Source organism: Bacillus sp. S10(2024) (assembly GCF_050473865.1).
GTDB lineage: Bacteria > Bacillota > Bacilli > Bacillales > Bacillaceae_G > Bacillus_A.
Window position 1 is genome coordinate 37,221 of the sequence record NZ_JBFLUR010000002.1, and the last position, 21,742, is coordinate 58,962.

The window sequence follows — 21,742 nt, forward strand, 5'->3', positions numbered from 1 at the left end:
GACTTCCTTATCTTTTTTTTGCGAGAAAGTTAACAGTGTCAGATTTCTACAAATTATGCTATCATTATAGCTATTGCATTTATAAGAGGTGATTACATGTTGAAAATTGGATCTCACGTTTCGATGAGCGGAAAGAAAATGTTATTAGCAGCAAGTGAAGAAGCTGTTTCATACGGTGCAACAACGTTTATGATATATACAGGGGCACCGCAAAATACGCGAAGAAAACCGATTGAAGAGTTAAATATAGAAGCTGGCCGTAAACATATGGAATTGCACGGAATTGAAGAAATCATTGTTCATGCACCGTATATCATTAACATCGGTAATACAACGAAACCTGAAACATTCCAACTAGGTGTTGATTTTCTCCGCATGGAAATTGAAAGAACATCAGCATTAGGCGTTGCAAAGCAAATTGTACTCCATCCAGGAGCTCATGTTGGAGCAGGAACGGATGCAGGAATCCAAAAAATTATTGAAGGATTAAATGAAGCATTAACAACCGATCAAACAGTGAACATTGCGCTAGAAACAATGGCTGGAAAAGGAACAGAGTGTGGACGAAGCTTTGACGAGCTTGCGAGAATTATTGATGGTGTAACACATAACGAGAAATTATCAGTTTGCTTCGATACATGTCATACGCATGATGCTGGCTATGATATCGTTAATGATTTTGATGGCGTTTTAAACGAGTTTGATAAAATTATAGGTATTGATCGTTTGCAAGTATTGCACATTAATGATAGCAAGAATGACCGCGGCGCTAGAAAAGACCGTCATGAAAATATCGGTTTCGGTCATATTGGTTATAAAACGTTACATCACATTGTACATCATCCCCAATTACAGCATGTACCAAAAATTCTTGAAACACCATATGTAGGTGAGGATAAAAACGATAAAAAGCCGCCGTATAAATTTGAAATTGAAATGTTGAAAAATGGTGTGTTTGATGAAGAGGTTCTTCAGAAAATTAAAGGACAATAAAAAAGGGGAGCATCCCCTTTTTTTATTTTATCCCGTTATTCTTGGGAAGTCATCCTCTGCTTTAAGATTAAGAGAGAATCGTTGTCCAGTTCCAGTGGCTAGAATGGTTGGCCTTCCTGCGAGGTAAAAAGTACCTCCATGTCAGGAGCCCTCCCATTCTGAGAGAGCCACTTTCACTTTTCTAAAGAAGATGGGTGGAGGATCTGATAGAAGTTTCACTTTATCCCGCATTAACGGGCAGTAATATTCCCGCCTCAAAATTCAGCGGAAGCAAAGAAGCTTTAGGTGGGAGATAAACTGCTCGTAAAAGCCCGATTGGTTCAACTAATAATCAGTGGGGGATGAAAAAAAAACCACTGATTAAAGTTTCACTTTATTAGTTTTTGAAATAGAGTATTAATTTGTTGTGCGGTAGCGGGAGAAGTGACCATTGCAATTTGTTTTAAAAGTTGTAATCTTTCTTGGTCATCATAAATATTAATTTGTTTTCCTTGAATTAATGTGACAATTTTGTCTGCTTGTTCGTTTGTAATGGACACCCCGTATTCTGCACTATATTTTAATAATTCCTTAGAAGTCATATTGTTTAATTTTTTATTTACAAACTGTTGAATGAGGTTCATGTTGCTCCCTCCTTTATTTTGTCCTCATATCCGAATATATGTAAAATATGCTTGTGTATATTCCAAAGCAGGCAGTTTTCTCATTAAAAAAGGGAGGGTATGTTATAATAAAGGGAAAAATATATAGATACTTGAGGAGGTAGTATGGCAAAACAACAGCATAAAAAAGAAAGTATAATTCATCTTGTGTATCGTCTTGTTATGATTGTCATAGGTGCTGGCTGTGCAGCAGTTGCACTTGAGCTATTTTTAATTCCAAACAAAATTATTGATGGTGGTATTATCGGTGTTTCCCTCATATTAGATTTCCTTACACCAAATATTTGGTGGCTAAGCTTTTCCACTTTAGTTGTGATCCTCAATTTACCGTTTATGTACTCAGGTTATAAGCAAATCGGAAAAACATTTATGTTATCTTCTGTTTTTGCAGTTATATGTTTAGCTTTGATTGAATCAACATTACATTCCCTTCAGCCTTTTACGACAGAGCCAATTTTAGCGACCGTCTTTGGAGGTTTAATTTTAGGTATTGGTGTTGGGCTTGTGATTAGACATGGTGGTTCATTGGATGGCGCGGAAATTCTAGGTATTTTACTAACAAAGAAATTACCGTTTTCTGTCGGTGAATTTGTTATGTTTATGAATATTTTCGTTTTTGCTTGGGCGGCAGTTGTATTTGGCGTAGAACAAGCAATGTATTCTGTCATGACATACTATATTGCCTTTAAAACGATTGATACGGTTATCCAAGGTTTAGATGAAACAAAAGCAGTAATTATTGTTTCGGACCATTATGAAGAGGTGTCAAACGCAATTTTACATCGACTTGGCCGCGGAACAACGAAATTAATTGGAAAAGGTGGCTATACGGATAAAGAAAAAGAAGTGATTTATGCAGTTATTACTCGTTTAGAGGTAACGAAGCTAAAATCGATTGTTCATGAAGTAGACGAAAATGCTTTTATTACCATTATGAATACACAGGAAACAAAAGGTGCAAAATTTAAATCAGCAATTCACTAAAAGCGGAGAGATTTTCTCTGCTTTTTGCTATACTAGATAAGTTATCTAAAATGAAAGGTATATTTTAGGGCAGATTGGTTTACAACTCGTAATGAGCTATAATATAATTTAAACAGAAATAAATCGGAATCATTCTGAATTAAAATAGGTGAGGTATGATGAATTATATATTAGAAATCGAGAATTTAACCTTTCGTTATGAAGAGCGAAATGTGTTAGAGGACATTCACTTGCAAGTTCCTAAAGGAGCTTTTTTAGGTTTAGTAGGACCGAATGGATCAGGAAAATCTACATTATTGAAATGTATATTAGGGATTTTAAAACCGAAACAAGGAACGATTCGGTTGTTTGGTATGGATAGTAAAAAATTTAAAGATTGGAATAAAATTGGCTATGTCTCCCAAAAGGCAAATAGTTTCAACTCTGGATTCCCAGCCACTGTATTTGAAGTTGTTTCGATGGGACTCGTTTCTAAGAAAGGCTTGTTTCGGTTTTTAACAAAGATGGATAAAGCGAAAGTGACAAAAGCGATTGCTGATGTTGGAATGAGTGAGTTTATGAACCGGAATATTGGTGAGCTTTCTGGTGGGCAACAACAACGTGTTTTTATTGCACGTGCGCTTGTAAGTGATCCAGAGTTATTAATTTTGGATGAGCCTACTGTCGGTATAGATGTAAAGAATGTAGAAAGTTTTTATGAAATGCTAGAACATTTAAATAAGCGTTTAGAGATTACACTTATTCTTGTCACTCATGATATGGGAGCTGTGACTGAGAAAGTTACACATGTTGCTTGTTTAAATAAGCGTCTTCATTTCCACGGAAATGTCGATGCGTTCCAAAAGTTAGAAGATGCTGAAATGTCATTATTATATGGTTATCATGTTCATCGTTTAGAGCATGATCACGAGCATCACGGGGGGATACGATGATACAGGATTTTTTGCAATATGACTTTTTACGCAATTCTTTATATGCTGGAATTTTAATTGGACTTGTTGCCCCGATGCTTGGTGTTTTTGTTGTCATTCGTCGTTTATCGTTGATTGCGGATGCATTAAGTCACGTTACGCTATCAGGTATTGCAGCCAGTTTATTATTAGAAAAAACCGTATTTACGGGCGGTTTTTTAAATCCACTATATATGGGGATGATATTTTCTATTGGTGGCGCTCTGCTGATTGAAAAATTAAGAACGGTATATAAACATTTTCAAGAACTAGCAATTCCTATTATTATGTCAGCGGGTATTGGGATTGGTGTAATTTTCATTTCTCTTGCTAATGGGTTTAATACAGATTTATTTAGTTATTTATTTGGTAGTGTAAGTGCAGTTACAAGTAGTGATTTGCTTATTATTGGATTCGTTGCTGTGATTGTAGTGGCTGTCATTATATTATTATATAAAGAACTGTTTTTATTATCTTTTGATGAAGAATACGCTGTAGCGACAGGTTTACGCGCAAAATGGATTCACTTTATTTTTATTATTTTAGTTGCACTCGTTATTGCGATTTCAATGCGTGTTGTTGGTATTCTTCTCGTTTCATCGTTAATGACATTACCAGTTGCAGCAAGTATTCGAATTGCGAAAGGTTTTAAACAAACAATCGTTTTCTCCATTGTGTTTGGTGAGATTGCAGTAGTCGGAGGCATGTTAGCTTCTTATCAACTTGACCTTGCTCCAGGTGGTACAATTGTTGTATTATCAGTTCTTATTTTAATCGGTGCAATCTTATGGAAGAAGAAAAAAACTGCGTAAAGTAGGGATAACTATGAATCTTACAGAAGCTTTACACCTTATGAAAGAGAAGGGTTATAAACATACTGGAAAAAGGGAAGACATGTTGCGTTTGTTTGCCAATCATAATAAATATTTAACGGCAAGAGATGTTTTAGCTAATATGAAAGGTGATTATCCGGGACTTAGTTTTGATACCATTTATCGCAACTTAACTCTGTTTGTAGAAATCGGTATTTTAGAACAGACAGAGCTAAATGGTGAAAAACATTTTCGCTTCAAATGTTCTACTATAGAACATCATCACCATTTTATCTGTTTAGATTGTGGAGGAACGAAGGAAATTACATCGTGTCCAATGGAATTTATGAATAAAGACTTTACAGGATATGAAGTAACGGGACATAAATTTGAAATATATGGACGCTGTCCGAAATGTGCACAATAAAAAGCTTGTCAGTTTTCAAACTGACAAGCTTTTTTTATTAGTAGCTTTACATTTTATTTTTCTTGCTTTGCTGCGTATTCTTCTGCGATTTTATCAATTTCTTTCTTTAACTCTTCCACCATGGTTTCTTCTGGTACTTTACGTACAATTTCACCTTTGCGGAAGAGAAGACCTTCTCCGCGTGCTCCAGCAATCCCGATATCTGCTTCACGCGCTTCACCAGGGCCGTTTACTGCGCAACCAAGGACAGCAACTTTAATCGGTGCCTTAATTTTTGAAATATATTCTTCTACTTCATTTGCAATGCTAATTAAGTCAATTTCAATACGTCCGCAAGTTGGACAAGAAATCAATGTAGCGGCATTAGAAGCAAGTCCAAATGATTTTAATAGCTCACGCGCTACTTTTACTTCTTCAACTGGGTCTGCACTTAATGAGATACGTAACGTATTACCGATACCTTTGCTTAAGATTGCACCAAGACCAGCTGCACTTTTTACAGTTCCAGCAAATAAAGTTCCAGATTCTGTAATGCCAAGGTGTAATGGATAATTGAAAGCACGAGATGCTTTTTCGTACGCTTCAATCGCCAAATTCACATCAGAGGCTTTCATCGATACGATGATGTCATGAAAATCTAGATCTTCTAAAATTTTAATGTGATGCAATGCACTTTCTACCATACCGTCAGCGGTTGGATATCCATATTTTTCTAGAATATGACGTTCTAATGAACCAGCGTTTACACCGATGCGGATTGGAATGCCGCGTTCTTTCGCAGCATTTACAACTGCTTCAACTTTATGACGACGACCGATATTTCCTGGGTTGATACGAACTTTGTCAATGCCGCCTTCAATTGCTTTTAATGCTAGACGATAGTCAAAGTGAATATCAGCAACAAGAGGTATATTAATTTGTTTTTTAATATCTGCAATTGCATTTGCAGCGCGCTCATCGGGAACGGCTACACGAACAATTTGACAGCCCGCCTCTTCTAAACGCTTAATTTCAGCAACTGTTGCTTCTACATCATGAGTTTTCGTTGTTGTCATGCTTTGTATAATTAATTCATTATTACCGCCAATTGTTAAATTTCCAACTTTAACAGGGCGTGTTTTTGTACGATGAGTTATTTCATTCACGAATAGATCGCTCTCCTTATAAAAGAAGTTTCTTATTTTGTAGACAAACACATTTATATTGTATGCAGTATTTGTCAAGTGAAGCCAAATGTCTATATAAATCCATTTTGATTTTTCAACATATGAGTTGCTTCTATGCATGGGCCAGATGTTCTCACCCGACTAAAAAAGGACTGTTGTTTTTTCAATTTGTATTTATATAGCTTCACTTTTACTATTGTATCAGCGCCTTACTGCAATTGACAAGGATTATGTGATGTTATTACGGATAGAGGGGGAATTTGTATTTTTTTCCGACTTGTAATTTTGCTGGCGAATCGTTTTGATTTAAGTCTTTGAAGTCTGTAACAATTTTTTCGATAGAAGGGATTTTTTTCTTATTAATTTCTTCTGTAATAGAGAGAACGGTATCGCCTGTTTTTACTTCAATGACTTTATATTTTGTTAGTGATGTATTTCCTTTTTGTTTATCATTTGAAACTTTAGCTGAAGTTTCTTTTGTTTTGGAATATGTATGAAGCAACGGTAACGTGCCAATTGTCATATCATAGTATAAGACGTAACCGAGAACAAGTAGTAACAAGACACTGCCAAGCCTTTTCATATTTTTCCACTCCTTTGTAGAGAAATATATGCTTGTCCAAAAAAAAAATGCCTTGAAGGCATTTTTTAAAGTGAATTTTTTTCTTTTGGTTTTGGCACTTCTTTTATTGTTAAATAAAGAACGATGAGAACAACACCAATGAATATAAATAATGAGAATGGAACATGCACTTTTAATAGGTCCATAATCATAAAGAATATAGTTGGGATTGTATAACTATAGGCAGTTAATGTCCAAACTTGTTTGTAAGATAATTTACGTTCTCCGCTTATTGCAGAGCCGATAAATGCCAATAGCGTAACACCAAGAAATGTAATAAATAGTTCGAATAAGTAAATAAAGATCCCAATTAAGAATATAGCAACTGGTAAGATGTTATCAACGAATGAGACGAATTCTTGGATATCTTTCTTTTCAATAGTTGTATTTCCAAAATCACTATATGGGAAGGATTGTGTTTGTTGTTGTGCCGTTGAAACCATTTTATCTTTTAAAATGAATATACCATCGCGGTTTGGATAAGCTTTTGTGTCTGCTCTGTTTGGATCAAATACAAAAATAAAATCTGTTTCATCTTTTACAATTGGTTTGCTAATGTCTGCGTGAAGTTCACCATTTTCAATTTTAAAATCAGGCACATCTTTTTCGACAGAGCGATCGATTAAATGAATGCCCTCTTGAATGAAATTTCCAAATAAAATCGTTTTTGGAACGGTAGCAAGCAGGCAGAGTAACATTATGTAAAGAATTGTCTTTCCGATTTTTTGAAAACGAAAGAGAGCCATTTCTTTTGGTGCGTATAAGCTTTTAAACAGTTGTATAAATATGGACATGCATTCACTTCCTTCTTTAAATATATTGATTCACAATCTCATTGTAACGTATGTTTTTAAGGAATCACAAGATATATCATGTCGTATGTCAAAATACAATTGACACATTTCTTTTTACTATGGTAAATTTATCTTACATTTTTACATATAATCATCCATTCCATCGTAGTTGAATTTGCTAGAGCGTATGGTTGATAACTGCTGTACTGTAGTTGCTATTCATATATTGCGGACCCTTAGCTCAGCTGGTTAGAGCAGACGGCTCATAACCGTCCGGTCGTAGGTTCGAGTCCTACAGGGTCCATATCTATTTCGCATATTGATATATGGCGGATAAGCTTCCTTGTAGAAGGGAGCTTTTTTTTACGAAATGTATGAGCATTTCGTTTGAAAAGAAATGGGAAATTTGCTACTTTAATGTTAGCGAGGCAATACGCTAAATTTGTTTTCACTCTTATGTAATTAGGGTAAAATGGATTTGTATGCCAAGTCATTATCGGCAATACATACAATGGGAGGAATATAACAATGGCGAAACATGAATTACCAAATTTACCTTATGCGTATGATGCATTAGAACCTCATTTTGACAAAGAAACTATGAACATCCATCATACAAAACATCACAACACATATGTAACAAACTTAAATGCTGCATTAGAAGGACATGCGGAATTAGCAGAAAAAAGCATTGAAGAGTTAGTTGCAAACTTAAACGAAGTGCCAGAAGCAATTCGTACAGCAGTACGCAATAACGGTGGTGGACATGCAAACCACTCTTTATTCTGGACAATCCTTTCTCCAAATGGCGGCGGACAACCAGTAGGTGAACTTGCAAGTGCGATTGAAGCGAAATTTGGTAGCTTCGATGCATTTAAAGAAGAGTTTGCAAAAGCAGGCGCAACTCGTTTTGGATCTGGTTGGGCATGGCTAGTTGTAAACAATGGTGAATTAGAAGTAACAAGCACACCAAACCAAGACACTCCATTAATGGAAGGAAAAACTCCAGTTTTAGGATTAGACGTTTGGGAGCATGCATACTACTTACATTACCAAAACCGTCGTCCTGACTACATCAATGCTTTCTGGAGCGTTGTAGATTGGAATGCGGTTGAAAAACGTTACCAAGATGCAAAATAATTATAATTGTAAAAACTAGGGGATATTTCTCCTAGTTTTTTTGTGTGCTCTTTTTCTCGGGTGTGGATCGGCTTACCTCAATGCTAGTGAGAAAACTGCTTACTAATGAAAGTTTCACTTTCCGTTTTTCTTCTTTACATAATTGTGACCTTCTTTGGAAGACTAGAACATGAAGTAAAGGAGAGTTTATATGAAATGGAAACATTTAGTTGGCGATGTTGAGGTGAATCGTGATTTAGTTTTATTACTCATAATTGGCGGGTTATATACGTTGGCCATTTCGTTGTCTAATACGTTTGTTAATATTTATTTATGGAAGCAAACGAAGGATTTTATGAATATTGGCTTTTATAATTTAGCAAGCGTTGTTTTACAGCCGCTAACTTTTCTTGTTGCTGGAAAACTAGCGAAACGAGTAGATCGTACGATTTTACTTCGCATCGGTGTAACAACATTAGCTGTTTTTTTTATTGTTGTATTACTGACGGGAACGAATGCTTCGCAGTATATTTTACTTATTGGTGGCATACTTGGGATAGGATATGGATTTTACTGGCTCTCATTTAATTTGTTAACATTTGAAATTACAGAGCCGGAGACACGTGACTTTTTTAACGGATTTCTCGGACTGCTTACCTCATTTTCAGGTATGATTGGTCCAATTGCATCCGGGTTTATCATTTCACGTATGGAAAAGTGGAATGGGTATACGTTCGTTTTTTTCCTATCTTTAACCTTATTTACCATTGCAATCGTTGTCAGTTTTTTTCTGACAAAACGTGAATGTGAAGGACGTTACGAAATTGTTGAAGTAATGAAAGAGAGAAAACATAATAAAAACTGGGGAAGAATTACGCTTGCTCATTTCTTTCAAGGGCTTAGAGAAGGGACATTTATATTTGTTATTTCTGTATATGTGTATATGGCTTCCGGTAGTGAATTAGCACTGGGGAAATATGGACTTGTAAATTCCGCTGTTTCTTTCATTTGCTATTATATAGTAGCGCGCGTATTGAAAAAGGAATGGCGAAAACAAGCCATTTTACTCGGTGGAATTATTTTATATGCAGTTGTATTTTTAGTTGTCTTTCATGTCACGTATGCGAAATTACTTATTTATGCAGCTTGTATTGCCATAGCGTATCCAATTCTTCTTGTTCCATATGGTTCAATGACATATGATATAATAGGCAGAGCTAAACAAGCAAAGGAGCGGCGAGTAGAATATATTGTTGTTCGTGAACTATGGCTAAACGGAGGAAGAATTTGTTCGGTTTTAAGTTTTTTACTAGCTGTTTCATTATTTCCGGCAGAAAAAAGCTTGCCTATCTTATTATTAATATTAGGTGCTGGACATTTGCTTATCTATTTTGCGATTCGAAATGTCAAATATGATGATGAAAAAGTATGCCATGCAGGGCTTGCAGCTGTACAAACGACGCAAAATACAACAGAAGGAGAAGGTTAACTTCTGCAGTATTTTATGTTAAAATGGTAAAACATATATGACAGTAGCGAGGACACCTGAAGAAGGTGTCCCTTTCCGCTTACAAAGCTGTTGGCAGAGGGGGTCCGTATGAGTAAGAAAAAGAAAAAGAAGAAAACCCACGTTCCATTTCGGTTAAACGTGTTGTTTTTCTGTGTGTTTTTACTGTTTTCAACAGTAATTGTCAAATTAGGTATGATACAGATTGTCCATGGTGAAGATTATAAAAATGAAGTAAACAGGAAGGAAAACTTAACGGTAAGTACCCCTGTTCCGCGCGGGAAGATTTTTGACAGGTATGGCCGTGCAGTAGTGGATAATACACCACTTCGAACGATTACGTATACAAGAACGAAGGAATCAAAACCTGAAGAACGTTTAGAAACAGCAAAACAACTTGCAAAGCTGCTTGATGTACCGACAGATAAATTAACAGAGCGAGATAAAAAAGATTTTTGGATTCTGTTAAATGAAGACCGGGCAAAAGCGAAAATTACGAAAAAAGATGACGCTGATTTTAAAGCGAAAAAAATTACTGATAAACAATTGGCACAACGTCAGCTTGATCGTATTACAGAATCAGAATTAAATGAATTAACGCCTCAAGATTTAGAAGTGTTAGCCATTAAGAGTAAGATGGAAGGCGGCTATGCAATGACGCCGCAAATTATTAAGAAAGATGTTACACCGGAAGAATATGCTGTAGTTAGTGAGAATTTAGCAAAACTTTCAGGGGTAGACACTACAGTTGATTGGGACCGTCACTATGCTTATGGAGATATGTTCCGCACTGTACTTGGCGGTGTAACAAGCTCTGATGAAGGATTACCGCGAGAGAATATCGACTATTATTTAGTTCGTGATTACAACCGAAATGATCGCGTCGGAAAAAGTTATCTTGAGCAGCAATATGAAGATGTATTGCACGGTACGAAAGCACAAGTGAAAAATATTACGGACCAAAAGGGAAATATTCTTGAGACTGTCTATCTTTCTAAAGGAGAAAGTGGAAAGAATGTAAATTTGACCATTGATATGGAGCTACAAAAGAAAGTTGAACAAATTATTGAAGAAGAAATGAAAGCAGCAAAGGCTTCAGGCTCAGCGGAGTATATGGACCGTGCGTTTGTTGTGATGATGAATCCGAAAAACGGAGAAATCTTATCAATGGCTGGTAAACAGTTTGGGGAAGAAAATGGACAAAGAGTTATAAAAGATTATGCACTTGGCACGATGACGAGTGCATATGAAATGGGTTCGGCTGTAAAAGGGGCGACTCTTTTGACTGGATATCAAACAGAAGCTATTAAACCGGAGCAAGTACTTGTCGATGAACCACTTGTATTTAAAGGTACGAAAGTGAAAAAATCGTGGACTGGATCGGGAATGGGACCAATTAATGACTTAACTGCCTTGCAGCGATCTTCAAACGTATATATGTTTAAAACTGCAATGGAAATTGCTGATGCTCCGTATGTGCCGAATGGTACATTAAACATTAAACAAAAAGCTTTTGATACAATGCGTTATAACTTTAGTCAATTGGGTCTTGGAGTACCAACGGGAATAGATTTACCAAATGAAATGGCAGGAGTAAAAGGAAACGCAGTAAGAGAACCTGGTAAGTTACTCGATTTAGCAATCGGACAGTTTGATACGTATACACCGCTGCAATTGGTGCAATATGTGTCAACAATTGCTAACGGTGGTTATCGTATGAAACCACAGGTTGTAAAAGAAATTCGCACTCCGACTTCAAAACCTGAAGAGTTAGGAAAAGTAGTGGAGTCGGTGGAGCCGGTTGTTTTAAATCGAGTAGATATGAAAGATGAGTACATTAACCGCGTTCAAGAGGGCTTTAAAATGGTAATGCAAACACCACAAGGAACAGGCTATGGAACAGGTTATCCTAATGGTTTTGCTGGTGCGACATATGATCCGGCAGGAAAAACAGGAACTGCACAAGCGTCTTATGCTGGTCCAAATGCAAAAGAAGTAAGAGCAAAGTTAGGTGATAGAGACATATATAACTTAACGATGGTTGGATATGCACCGGCATCTGATCCGGAAGTTGCCTTCTCTGTTGTTGTTCCGTGGCTTACCGATGATCACAACCCAGTAAGTAAAAGAATTGCACGCCGAATTACGGACGCATATTTCGATTTGAAAAAGCAAGAAGCAAACGGAAATACTGGAACATTAGAAGATACGAAGAAAACAACAAATGAAGAATAAAAATGTGTAAGATTGGCACACTATCTGTGAAGATAGTGTGCTTTTTTATATATATGTCGCATATAGTGATGATAGAAGTGTACAAGCCTAAAGGAACATTATATACAGTGTTTACTTTCAAAAGGAGGGATGGAGAATAGCGCGTAAATACGTGTATATATATTCGTTTTGTTGTAACGTTGCACGAGACAGGAAAAGGCCCTGACCGTTTCTATGCATGGCCAGATGTTCTCGCGCATTTAAAAAGAAAAGGGTTTATCTTTCGATTTTTTAACTTATATTTACAAAACTTTTACAAACTATTAAAACCGCATTAATAGTTCAACATTATTCTTATATATGTACTCCTGTTAGCAGGAGGCTCCTAGGAGGAAATATTACGTGAAACGTAATAGAGCAAACACCATGGTTTTTATCATAGCACTGTTTTGTTTATCTGTTCATACGTTACCTGCTTCCGCCGCTAGTATGGTAGGAGAAGTACAAATGGATGGATCTTCTACAATTTTTCCAATTATGGAGGCTGTAGCAGAAGAGTATACGAAGCGAGAACCTTATGTGAAACTTTCTATTGGTATATCTGGAACGGGAGGCGGATTTCATCGTTTTGGAAAAGGAGAAGTGGATATAACAAATGCTTCTCGGCCAATGAAATGGGAGGAAGAACAGCTTGCTAAGAAGCACCATATTACGTATACGCCATTTCAAATTGCTTATGACGGTCTTACGCTTATTGTGAATCGTGAGAATACGTGGGCAGATAATCTTACAATAGAAGAATTACAAACGATATGGAGTGAAAGTGAAACGCCGAAAAAATGGTCACAAATTCATCCGAAATGGCCGCATGAAACGATACAATTTTACGCACCAGGCATAGATTCTGGTACGTACGATTATTTTCAAAGTGTAGTGTTGCAACAAAAGCGGATTACAAAAACAGTTACATTATCCGAAGATGACAATGTTTTAATAAGAGGTGTTATGAGTAATAAACACGCAATTGCCTTTGTTGGCTATGCTTATTATGCTGCGAATCGTGACAAAGTAAAGGCCGTAAAAATTAACGGTATTTCTCCGGCGAAAAAAACAATACAATCTGGGGAATATAAGCCGTTGTCTAGGCCGCTTTATGTATATGTAAATAACGCTTCTATCCGCGCAAACAATAGTGTGGCAAACTATGTATCTTTTATGATGAAGCATGCTGGAGAGCTTGTAGAAGAGATTGGATATGTGAAGTTGCCGCAATATAAATATAATGAACAGCTGCAAATGTTAACAGAAATGCAAAAATAATGTCAAGATGGAAAGGGGTTTTCATCTTTGGCTCGTAATAAAAAGGGTCATGTTACGATTTCTGTTCAACATTTGATTGAAAGAAATACAGGCAAGCGAAAGAAAGCACAGCGAATCAATCAAATGGTTCCTTTTGTGTTACGAATAATCGCCAGTATCTCTATTATTACAACAATGGGGATTATTATAACTTTGGCAAATGAAACATTTATGTTTTTTGAAAGAGTATCAATAATTTCCTTTTTTACAGAAAAAGAATGGCTTCCTTTTTTTGAAAATCCTAAGTTTGGTATTTTGCCGCTAATATATGGAACGATGCTTGTTACTGGTATTGCCATGGTTGTTGCAATTCCGATTGGATTGGGCTGTGCGGTGTTTTTAAGTGAATATGCGTCTAATGCATCAAGAAAGGTGTTAAAACCCGCATTAGAGCTATTGGCAGGGATTCCAACAATTGTATACGGTTTTTTTGCTTTAACAGTTGTCACCCCTATTTTGCAGCGCATCGTTCCAGATTTACAGTTTTTTAACGCACTTAGTCCAGGGATTGTAATTGGTATTATGATGATTCCGACGATTGCATCTCTTAGTGAAGATGCGATGCGAGCTGTTCCTCATAAAGCGCGAGAGGCTTCTTTTGCAATTGGCGCCACTCGTTTTGAAACGACAAAGCACATCGTGTTACCAGCTGCCTTTACTGGAGTGTTAGCGGCAATTGTGCTAGCTGCTTCAAGAGCGGTTGGAGAAACGATGATTGTCGTCATTGCAGGTGGTTCGACGCCAAGCTTAGCGTTAGATCCGACACAATCTATACAGACGCTAACAGCGTATATTGTGCAAGTTAGCTTAGGAGATGCTCCTTATGGAACAATGACCTATTACAGCATGTACGCTGTCGGAGCGACGCTATTTATGTTTACGTTGATTATGAATATGATTGCACAGCGTATTATGCGTCGTTTTAAGGGGGCAACATAATATGCGAATGCTAAATGAGCGAAACATAGAAGAACATATGCCGCCGCGCTTTTGGAAAGATCGTGTATATAAAACTGTATTTCGCATAGCGATGTTATTTTCACTTTGTATATTGTTTTTTTTACTATACCAAATTTTCCAACAAGGAATAACATATATTTCATTAGATTTTTTAATCCGTTTTGCATCGCGAAATCCAGAGCAAGCTGGGATTGCAGCGGCTTTATCGGGAACGATTTTATTTATGAGTGTTGTCGCTCCTACCTCCTTTTTATTTGGAGTAGGAACAGCCCTTTATTTAGAATACTATGCAAAACAATCATGGTTTACAAAAATAATTGAGGTCAACATTCAAACGTTGGCAGGAGTACCATCAGTTGTGTTTGGGTTATTAGGATTAACAATGTTTGTATATGGCTTACAGTTAGGTGAAAGTATATTGGCAGCCGCATTAACGATGAGCCTGCTCGTCTTGCCAACGGTTGTTGTTGCGGCGCAAGAAGCACTTCGCTCTGTACCCAAATCGTTGCTAGAAGCTTCTTATGGAGTGGGGGCGACGAAGTGGCAAACGATGTACCATGTTGTGATTAGAGCAGCAATGCCAGGGATTTTAACAGGTTGTATTTTAGCGTTGTCTCGAGCGATTGGAGAAGCGGCCCCGCTACTTGTCATTGGGGCACTTGCTTTTGCAAACTATGTACCGCTTGATGTAATGGATAGATTTACAGTTTTACCAATTCAAATCTTTAATTGGATGAATAGGCCGCAAGAGGAGTTTCAACATGTAGCAGCAGCTGGAATTATTGTGTTACTCGTGCTGCTATTGTTTATCAATACTTTTGCAATATGGCTGCGAAATCGTAAGTGAGAAGGACTGGATGAAAGGGGATTTTCAAAATGGTATCTACAGTAGTAAAAGTTCAGGTGAAAAATGAAGAAAAGGCAGAACCGCAAACAAAAAAAGTTGTATTTGATACGAAAAATTTAAACTTATGGTATGGGGAAGACCATGCGTTAAAAGACATAAATTTAAGCATTCATGAAAATGAAGTGACAGCGATTATTGGACCGAGTGGGTGCGGAAAATCTACGTATTTAAAAACATTAAATCGTATGGTTGAGCTAGTGCCAATTGTCCGGACAACAGGGGTAATTGAGTATCGTGACCGCAATATTTTTGATAAATCTTATCCTGTTGAAGAACTGCGTACGCATGTTGGAATGGTATTCCAGAAGCCAAATCCATTTCCAAAATCAATCTATGAAAATGTTGCGTATGGTCCGAAAATTCATGGTATTCGAGATAAGAAAACGTTGGATGAAATTGTTGAGAAAAGTTTGCGCGGTGCGGCGATTTGGGATGAATTGAAAGATAGATTACATGATAATGCATACGGATTATCCGGTGGACAGCAGCAACGTTTATGTATTGCTCGTTGCTTAGCGATTGAACCAGATGTCATTTTAATGGATGAACCAACATCAGCATTAGATCCAATTTCTACATTAAAAGTGGAAGAGTTAATTCAGGAGTTAAAGAAAGATTTCAGTATTGTAATTGTTACGCATAATATGCAACAAGCAGCTCGTATTTCTGATAAAACAGCTTTCTTCTTAAGCGGAGAAGTTGTGGAATATACAGATACAAATAAGTTATTTACAACTCCAACTGATAAACGAACAGAAGATTATATTACAGGGCGCTTCGGTTAAGCGTATTTGTTTGAGGCCTTGTCTTATACGGAAGTACGTGTGGAACGAATGAAGGAGGAAACAACATGGTACGCGAACAATTTCAATATGACTTACAATCATTACAGCAAAAAGTTATTGAACTAGGTGAATTAGCAAAACAAGCTCTTGAAATTGCAATGGAAGGATTGCGTACAAGAGATGTAGAGAAAGCAATTGAGGTAATCGATGGTGATTACCGTATGGATAATTTGGAAGAAGAAATTAATGATTTTGCCTTAATGCTCATTACGAAACAACAACCTGTTGCTAGTGATTTACGAAGAATTTTTGTTTCGATTAAAACGGCAACAGATTTAGAACGTATTGCAGATCATGCGGTAAATATTGCTAAGTCAACTATTCGTCTTGGAGAAAAAGAGCTTCCAGTTTCATTACAAAGCCTTGAAAATATGTTTAAAATTGCATTAGATATGTTGCAAAATGTGATTCAAGCTTATGGAGAAGAAAACTTAACATATGCGAAAAAGATTGCTGAGATGGATGATGAAGTTGATGAACTGTATGGAAAATCAATTCGTGAATTTATTTCTTCTATTCCAAATAAGCCGGAGTCCATTGGACAAATTACACAACTATCGTTTATTGCCCGCTATATTGAACGAGTAGCAGATCACGGTACAAATATTGCAGAAAATGTTTTTTATCTTGTAAAAGGAAAGCATTATTTGTTAAATGAATAAGGTGAAACTTCCAGCAGTGGGTGCCTTACTGTCCGCTGATGCGGGATGAAATTTATTACGAGAGGAATGCAAAAGCATTCCTCTTTTTTTAGTCAAAATATGACGAAAAAGTACCATTGTTACTTTCTTATTGCAATGATAATATGGATTATAATGGAATTATTAGAAAACGCTTACTTTTGAGTGGGATGTCCCGCTCTATCGGCTGGTAAGAATTACGGGCAAAGAGAAAAACAAACCATCCGTAAGAACCCGATTGGTTCAACTAACCTTTCATGAGAAAGGCGTTCATGAAAGGAAGTTTCACTTTAGTCTTCTATATGAAGAGAAAAGAGGGATGTATGGAGCCTTTGCGTATTTTAATGTTGGCATGGGAATATCCCCCGATGATGGTAGGTGGTCTTGGAAGGCATGTGTATGAATTATCACGGGCTCTTGCGCGTAATGGACATGATGTGCATGTAGTAACGATACACGAAGAGCAATGTACGATATATGAAAAGGTACACGATGTACATGTACATCGTGTTGCAGTTGATTATCGCGAAAAGTACCATTTTTATGAGTGGATTGCTCAGTTAAACAAGTCTATGCTTGCTCATGCACAAGAACTATGTAAAGTTTACGCGTTTGATGTGATTCACGCTCATGATTGGCTTGTTGCTATTTGTGCAATGGATTTGCAAAAGCAGCAACAATTGTCTCTCGTCACAACGGTTCATGCAACAGAACGTGGACGAAATAGTGGGATTTATACATCATTGCAATGGAAAATACATATGCATGAAAAAGAACTAGTAAAAGAATCTAATGTTGTGATTGTTTGTAGTCAATTTATGAAAGGTGAAGTTGTGCGGGATTTCGAAGTAAATAGTGAAGCTGTTATTGTGCATCCTAATGGAATTGATCAATATTTTTTCCATGCGGTTACGCCTTCGCTAGAAATCACAAATTATTATAATTTAGTGAATCGATTGGTTGTATTTTCAATTGGCCGTATTGTGAATGAGAAGGGATTCTATACCATTATTGAGGCGGCACCGCATATTATTGAGCGGTACCCGCAGATTTTATTCATTATTGCAGGTCAAGGAACCATGTTAGAGCAATATCGTGCAGCTGTACAGGGGATGGGACTGCAACATTCTATCCATTTTCTCGGTCATATTACAGAAGAAGAGCAGCGCGCATTTCTTCAAAGGTGTGATGTATTATTAATTCCAAGCTTGTATGAACCTTTTGGGATTGTTGCATTAGAAGGGATGCTCGCAAAGAGGCCAGTTTTAGTTTCGCGTGTGGGTGGTCTGCAAGAGATCATTGTAGATGGTGTGAATGGATTTCAAATGCAACCAGGTTGTTCGCAAAGTTTGAGTGAGAAATTAATATGGGTTATAGAACAGCCGAAAATTTCTCAACGCGTCGCGAATAAAGGATATGAAGATGTTCTTGTTCACTATAATTGGGGTGAAATTGCAAGAACAACTGCACAGACGTATGAAAAAGCAGTTCAACATCATAAATGTGGAGGTTGAATGCCGATGAAGGGGGTTATTTTAGCTGGAGGGAAAGGAGTGCGTTTACGCCCGTTAACATGCAACCTTCCAAAACCCATGTTACCCCTACTACAAAAGCCAGTGATGGAATACAGTATTGAACTATTGAAACAGCATGGTATTTGTGAAATTGCTATTACTGTTCAATATATGAGTTCTGTTATTCAAAATTATTTTGGTGATGGTAGTAAATGGGGAGTGAAAATACATTACTTTGAAGATACTCCCCCTCTTGGTACAGCGGGGAGTGTAAAACAAGCAGAGGAGTTTTTAGATGAGCCATTTGTTGTAATTAGCGGAGATGCGCTAACAGATTTTCATCTATCGAAAGGAATTGATTTTCATAATAGTCATAATGGGATCGTTACGATGTTTGTTAAAGAAGTAGTTAATCCATCATCGTATGGATTAGTTGTTACAAATCAGCATCAGGAAATTATTAAATATATTGAAAAACCTAGTTGGAATGAGGTAATTTCCAATACAGTAAACACAGGTATTTATATTATGGACCCCGACATTTTTTCTTATATTACACCTCGTACGTTTTTTGACTTTAGTCATCATGTATTTCCTTTATTAGAAAACAAAGAAGCAATGTATGGATATGTAGCAGAGGGATATTGGCTTGATATTGGAACGTTTACACAATATCGCCAAGCTCAATTTGACTTGCTTACAAAGAAAGTTCATGTACCTATTCCATATACAGAAGTGTTGCCAATGGTATGGATTGGAGAAGATGTAACAATTGAAAAAGGAACAAAGATACACGGCCCTGCTTTTATTGGTGAGGGAACAACTGTGCAAACAGGAGTTACTATTGAGCCGTATTCTATTATTGGTAAGCATAGCGTAATTTCTGCGTATACTCGTCTTCAAAAAAGTATTTTACTCGCTCATACGTATGTAGGAAAGCGATGTGAATTAATCGGGACCACAATTGGAGCCAGTACAATTATTGAAGATGGAGTTACTTTATTTGAAAAGAGTGTTGTAGCTGATCATTGTCGAATTGGTCAAAATGCTGTGATTAAGACGAAAGGGAAAGTATGGCCAGAGAAAGTGGTTGAGAGTAGTGCAATTATTGCTTCATCTGGAATTACAGAACATGAAAATATTTCGTGTTTTTTGCAGAAAAGTCGTATATGCGGCAGAAGTAATTTAGATATTACGCCACAAGTTGTTGTAAAATTGGCGATGGCATATGGTTCTTTATTATCAGAAGGAGAAAGTTTGTTGATTGGCAGCAGTACACATGCAGAAGTGCAAATGTTTAAACATATTTTTTTACATGCTGTTCATACAGTGGGAGTGCATACAATGGAATGCCAAGACATGAATGAATCTTGCTTCCGATATGCAACTGGGCAAACAAATGTCGTTGGAGGAGTGTTTTTTTGTAAGGGAAAAGATGAGAAACTTATGATTCAATTTTATAATGAAGAAGGAATGGCATTAACATATAAAAAGCAAAAAGAGATAGAAAATTTGTATATGGCAGAGTCATTTCGTTATGTCGATAGTAAAAAAATTGGGGATAACGAAATCATAGATGTTTGTTCAGAAGCGTATATTGAATCTACTTTGCAATTCATAGATATCCCTGTTATAAAAAGACAACATTTTCACCTTCTTATAAATAAGCCAGATGAACTATTTCAGCCTTTGCTATTTTCTTTTTTACTGGAAATTGGCTGCACAGTAACGTGGATGTATGCTGCAGAGCAAAAAGAACATATTAAGTCATTAATGAAATCAAGCAGAGCAGATATGGCGATTCTATTTCAAGAACAAGGAAATACATTTGAATTATATGATGCTTACGGGAATATTTATAAAAATACAAATTGCGAAGAAATGGATATTCCTAATTTATTATTTGAAAAAGATAAAGGTTTCTACCCATTAGCATTAAAATTAGGAGAATGTTATCTTCTTTTTTATATGCATAATGAAAGTAAGAAATTATTTCAAATAAGATGGCAGCAAGATATTTTATTTCGAGTTGGTAAATTATTGGAGTTAATTGTTCTTCAAGGGAAAACATTGCCAGCAATGTTAGAACAATATCCACCACTATACTTATTATGTGATGAAGTAGTTTGTTCATGGAATGAGAAAGGAAAAGTGTTAGGAATGCTGCTGCGAGACCGGGCACAGCGAGAGTTTGAAGTATTAGAAGGAATTAAATTTACACATGCAGAAGAAGAGTGGTCTTATGTTGTTTCAGATGTAAATCAACCAAAATTTCTCGTGTATTCTCATGCAAGAAATCCAGTCATAGCAAAGGAAAATATGGATACACTTATAGAAAAAATTAGACAATATCAAAAGGTGTAGAATTTTTGTTTTAAAAGTGGTATTATGGTATAGTCTGATTTAAGTTATTAGTGACTGGAGGGAAATAAGAATGCGTGTGAATATTACTCTAGCATGTACAGAATGCGGAGATCGTAACTATATCTCTAAGAAAAACAAACGTAACAACGCTGAGCGTCTTGAGCTTAAAAAATATTGCAAGCGTGACAAGAAGTCTACGTTACACCGCGAAACAAAGTAAGCAGTAGGGATATTTTCCTACTGTTTCTTTTGTATATAGGGGGAATTTATGGTGAAAGAAGAGAAAAAAAGATTACGAACAGAAATATTAGAGCGTATGAATGCTTTATCAGAAGAACAGTATACGACTTTATCAGAAAAAATTGCAGATTCCCTATATAAACAACAAGAATGGATTGAGGCGAAAACAATTGGGATTACTCTTTCTATGGAGCGTGAAGTAAATACATATACAATTATTAAAAAAGCATGGGAAGAAGGAAAAGTAATTGTTGTTCCAAAATGTAATCGTGAAACGAGAACAATGACATTTCGTCAAATTACAAGTTTTGAACAATTAGAAACCGTTTATATGAATTTACGAGAGCCCGCTCCGTCTATGACAGAAGAAGTATTAACAGAGGAGATCGATTTACTTGTCGTACCAGGTGTTGCCTTTACAAGAAAAGGCGAGCGTGTAGGATATGGCGGAGGATATTACGATCGTTATCTTGTGAACTATAAAGGGAAAGCGCTATCATTGGTTTTTGATTTTCAAATGGTTGCTCATATCCCAGTTGAACCATTTGATAAAACTGTACATAAAATTATTACAGAAAAAGAAACATTTTCTATTTTATAACCTATATAGATAAATTAGAAAT

Annotated in this window: 21 protein-coding genes and 1 tRNA gene; 18 read left to right on the forward strand and 4 right to left on the reverse strand. The window is 36.5% G+C overall.

The genetic code is table 11. The annotated features are described in order from the left end of the window. Window positions 1-96 precede the first annotated feature (96 nt). Window positions 97-993: a deoxyribonuclease IV gene (locus tag AB1280_RS00245; RefSeq protein ID WP_429754519.1), complete on the forward strand. Its 897-nt coding sequence runs from the start codon at window positions 97-99 to the stop codon at window positions 991-993. 368 nt (window positions 994-1,361) lie between these two features. On the opposite strand, the gene AB1280_RS00250 is transcribed toward AB1280_RS00245, so the two are convergent. Then, complete coding sequence (locus tag AB1280_RS00250) at window positions 1,362-1,616, reverse strand: DUF2624 domain-containing protein (RefSeq protein ID WP_429754520.1); 255 nt, start codon at window positions 1,614-1,616, stop codon at window positions 1,362-1,364. Between the two features lie 144 nt (window positions 1,617-1,760). On the opposite strand from AB1280_RS00250, the gene AB1280_RS00255 reads away from it, so the two are divergent. The 4 genes from AB1280_RS00255 (at window position 1,761) to AB1280_RS00270 (ending at window position 4,828) form a co-directional block, all read left to right on the forward strand. Beyond that, entirely contained in the window at window positions 1,761-2,639 is an 879-nt protein-coding gene (locus AB1280_RS00255; RefSeq protein ID WP_272186811.1) for a YitT family protein, read from the forward strand. A 158-nt stretch (window positions 2,640-2,797) separates the two neighbouring features. Next, the gene (locus AB1280_RS00260) at window positions 2,798-3,571 is read left to right on the forward strand and encodes a metal ABC transporter ATP-binding protein (RefSeq protein WP_429754521.1); all 774 of its coding nucleotides are present in this window, start codon (window positions 2,798-2,800) and stop codon (window positions 3,569-3,571) included. Next, window positions 3,568-4,401, forward strand: coding sequence for a metal ABC transporter permease (locus AB1280_RS00265; protein ID WP_429754522.1), 834 nt, complete (start codon window positions 3,568-3,570; stop codon window positions 4,399-4,401). Before AB1280_RS00260 ends, AB1280_RS00265 begins: the two co-directional genes overlap by 4 nt. Before the next feature lie 13 nt (window positions 4,402-4,414). Continuing rightward, window positions 4,415-4,828 carry a Fur family transcriptional regulator gene (locus AB1280_RS00270; RefSeq protein WP_098914927.1) on the forward strand — a complete coding sequence of 138 codons (414 nt, stop codon included), beginning with the start codon at window positions 4,415-4,417 and terminating at the stop codon, window positions 4,826-4,828. Between the two features lie 53 nt (window positions 4,829-4,881). On the opposite strand, the gene ispG is transcribed toward AB1280_RS00270, so the two are convergent. The 3 genes from ispG to AB1280_RS00285 form a co-directional block, all read right to left on the reverse strand. After that, window positions 4,882-5,973 (reverse strand): flavodoxin-dependent (E)-4-hydroxy-3-methylbut-2-enyl-diphosphate synthase, encoded by a 1,092-nt coding sequence (gene ispG / locus AB1280_RS00275; protein WP_020062652.1) that lies wholly within the window; start codon window positions 5,971-5,973, stop codon window positions 4,882-4,884. A 262-nt stretch (window positions 5,974-6,235) separates the two neighbouring features. Further along, window positions 6,236-6,577, reverse strand: coding sequence for a hypothetical protein (locus AB1280_RS00280; protein ID WP_429754523.1), 342 nt, complete (start codon window positions 6,575-6,577; stop codon window positions 6,236-6,238). A gap of 65 nt (window positions 6,578-6,642) precedes the next feature. Further along, entirely contained in the window at window positions 6,643-7,410 is a 768-nt protein-coding gene (locus AB1280_RS00285) for a DUF1189 domain-containing protein (protein ID WP_429754524.1), read from the reverse strand. Window positions 7,411-7,640: 230 nt separating this feature from the next. Between AB1280_RS00285 and AB1280_RS00290 the strand changes: the two genes are divergently transcribed. From AB1280_RS00290 to AB1280_RS00350, 13 genes are all read left to right on the forward strand, one after another. Beyond that, a tRNA-Ile gene (locus tag AB1280_RS00290) sits at window positions 7,641-7,714 on the forward strand. Window positions 7,715-7,938: 224 nt separating this feature from the next. Next, entirely contained in the window at window positions 7,939-8,550 is a 612-nt protein-coding gene (gene sodA / locus AB1280_RS00295; RefSeq protein ID WP_020062649.1) for a superoxide dismutase [Mn], read from the forward strand. A 190-nt stretch (window positions 8,551-8,740) separates the two neighbouring features. Further along, a complete protein-coding gene (locus AB1280_RS00300) occupies window positions 8,741-10,018 on the forward strand; it encodes an MFS transporter (RefSeq protein WP_429754525.1) in 1,278 nt (425 codons plus the stop codon). Between the two features lie 108 nt (window positions 10,019-10,126). Continuing rightward, window positions 10,127-12,271 (forward strand): peptidoglycan D,D-transpeptidase FtsI family protein, encoded by a 2,145-nt coding sequence (locus AB1280_RS00305; protein WP_429754526.1) that lies wholly within the window; start codon window positions 10,127-10,129, stop codon window positions 12,269-12,271. Between the two features lie 405 nt (window positions 12,272-12,676). Continuing rightward, window positions 12,677-13,570 (forward strand): PstS family phosphate ABC transporter substrate-binding protein, encoded by an 894-nt coding sequence (locus AB1280_RS00310; RefSeq protein ID WP_429757247.1) that lies wholly within the window; start codon window positions 12,677-12,679, stop codon window positions 13,568-13,570. Window positions 13,571-13,597: 27 nt separating this feature from the next. Further along, window positions 13,598-14,548 carry a phosphate ABC transporter permease subunit PstC gene (pstC, locus tag AB1280_RS00315; RefSeq protein WP_429754527.1) on the forward strand — a complete coding sequence of 317 codons (951 nt, stop codon included), beginning with the start codon at window positions 13,598-13,600 and terminating at the stop codon, window positions 14,546-14,548. A 1-nt stretch (window position 14,549) separates the two neighbouring features. Further along, window positions 14,550-15,416: a phosphate ABC transporter permease PstA gene (gene pstA / locus AB1280_RS00320; protein ID WP_272186820.1), complete on the forward strand. Its 867-nt coding sequence runs from the start codon at window positions 14,550-14,552 to the stop codon at window positions 15,414-15,416. A gap of 29 nt (window positions 15,417-15,445) precedes the next feature. Then, window positions 15,446-16,261, forward strand: a complete 816-nt coding sequence (gene pstB, locus AB1280_RS00325; protein WP_272186821.1) for a phosphate ABC transporter ATP-binding protein — start codon at window positions 15,446-15,448, stop codon at window positions 16,259-16,261. 65 nt (window positions 16,262-16,326) lie between these two features. Beyond that, window positions 16,327-16,983: a phosphate signaling complex protein PhoU gene (phoU, locus tag AB1280_RS00330; RefSeq protein ID WP_272186822.1), complete on the forward strand. Its 657-nt coding sequence runs from the start codon at window positions 16,327-16,329 to the stop codon at window positions 16,981-16,983. Between the two features lie 341 nt (window positions 16,984-17,324). Next, on the forward strand, window positions 17,325-18,515 hold the full coding sequence (locus AB1280_RS00335) for a glycosyltransferase family 4 protein (protein WP_272186823.1): 1,191 nt from the start codon (window positions 17,325-17,327) through the stop codon (window positions 18,513-18,515). Between the two features lie 6 nt (window positions 18,516-18,521). Beyond that, window positions 18,522-20,879 (forward strand): sugar phosphate nucleotidyltransferase, encoded by a 2,358-nt coding sequence (locus AB1280_RS00340; protein WP_429754528.1) that lies wholly within the window; start codon window positions 18,522-18,524, stop codon window positions 20,877-20,879. Between the two features lie 70 nt (window positions 20,880-20,949). Continuing rightward, window positions 20,950-21,099 (forward strand): 50S ribosomal protein L33, encoded by a 150-nt coding sequence (gene rpmG / locus AB1280_RS00345; RefSeq protein ID WP_012095458.1) that lies wholly within the window; start codon window positions 20,950-20,952, stop codon window positions 21,097-21,099. A 51-nt stretch (window positions 21,100-21,150) separates the two neighbouring features. Beyond that, window positions 21,151-21,720, forward strand: coding sequence for a 5-formyltetrahydrofolate cyclo-ligase (locus tag AB1280_RS00350; RefSeq protein ID WP_429754529.1), 570 nt, complete (start codon window positions 21,151-21,153; stop codon window positions 21,718-21,720). Window positions 21,721-21,742: the final 22 nt, after the last annotated feature.

What these genes read in the sequence shown, in the direction of transcription:
- pstA (WP_272186820.1), top strand. Translation starts at nt 14,550, where the DNA reads ATGCGAATGCTAAATGAGCGAAACATAGAAGAACATATGCCGCCGCGC.
- AB1280_RS00250 (WP_429754520.1), bottom strand. Translation starts at nt 1,616, where the DNA reads ATGAACCTCATTCAACAGTTTGTAAATAAAAAATTAAACAATATGACT.
- AB1280_RS00265 (WP_429754522.1), top strand. Translation starts at nt 3,568, where the DNA reads ATGATACAGGATTTTTTGCAATATGACTTTTTACGCAATTCTTTATAT.
- phoU (WP_272186822.1), top strand. Translation starts at nt 16,327, where the DNA reads ATGGTACGCGAACAATTTCAATATGACTTACAATCATTACAGCAAAAA.
- AB1280_RS00340 (WP_429754528.1), top strand. Translation starts at nt 18,522, where the DNA reads ATGAAGGGGGTTATTTTAGCTGGAGGGAAAGGAGTGCGTTTACGCCCG.
- AB1280_RS00310 (WP_429757247.1), top strand. Translation starts at nt 12,677, where the DNA reads ATGGTTTTTATCATAGCACTGTTTTGTTTATCTGTTCATACGTTACCT.
- AB1280_RS00270 (WP_098914927.1), top strand. Translation starts at nt 4,415, where the DNA reads ATGAATCTTACAGAAGCTTTACACCTTATGAAAGAGAAGGGTTATAAA.
- AB1280_RS00305 (WP_429754526.1), top strand. Translation starts at nt 10,127, where the DNA reads ATGAGTAAGAAAAAGAAAAAGAAGAAAACCCACGTTCCATTTCGGTTA.
- AB1280_RS00260 (WP_429754521.1), top strand. Translation starts at nt 2,798, where the DNA reads ATGAATTATATATTAGAAATCGAGAATTTAACCTTTCGTTATGAAGAG.
- pstB (WP_272186821.1), top strand. Translation starts at nt 15,446, where the DNA reads ATGGTATCTACAGTAGTAAAAGTTCAGGTGAAAAATGAAGAAAAGGCA.
- AB1280_RS00280 (WP_429754523.1), bottom strand. Translation starts at nt 6,577, where the DNA reads ATGAAAAGGCTTGGCAGTGTCTTGTTACTACTTGTTCTCGGTTACGTC.
- AB1280_RS00255 (WP_272186811.1), top strand. Translation starts at nt 1,761, where the DNA reads ATGGCAAAACAACAGCATAAAAAAGAAAGTATAATTCATCTTGTGTAT.
- AB1280_RS00245 (WP_429754519.1), top strand. Translation starts at nt 97, where the DNA reads ATGTTGAAAATTGGATCTCACGTTTCGATGAGCGGAAAGAAAATGTTA.
- rpmG (WP_012095458.1), top strand. Translation starts at nt 20,950, where the DNA reads ATGCGTGTGAATATTACTCTAGCATGTACAGAATGCGGAGATCGTAAC.
- AB1280_RS00300 (WP_429754525.1), top strand. Translation starts at nt 8,741, where the DNA reads ATGAAATGGAAACATTTAGTTGGCGATGTTGAGGTGAATCGTGATTTA.
- sodA (WP_020062649.1), top strand. Translation starts at nt 7,939, where the DNA reads ATGGCGAAACATGAATTACCAAATTTACCTTATGCGTATGATGCATTA.
- AB1280_RS00285 (WP_429754524.1), bottom strand. Translation starts at nt 7,410, where the DNA reads ATGTCCATATTTATACAACTGTTTAAAAGCTTATACGCACCAAAAGAA.
- AB1280_RS00335 (WP_272186823.1), top strand. Translation starts at nt 17,325, where the DNA reads ATGGAGCCTTTGCGTATTTTAATGTTGGCATGGGAATATCCCCCGATG.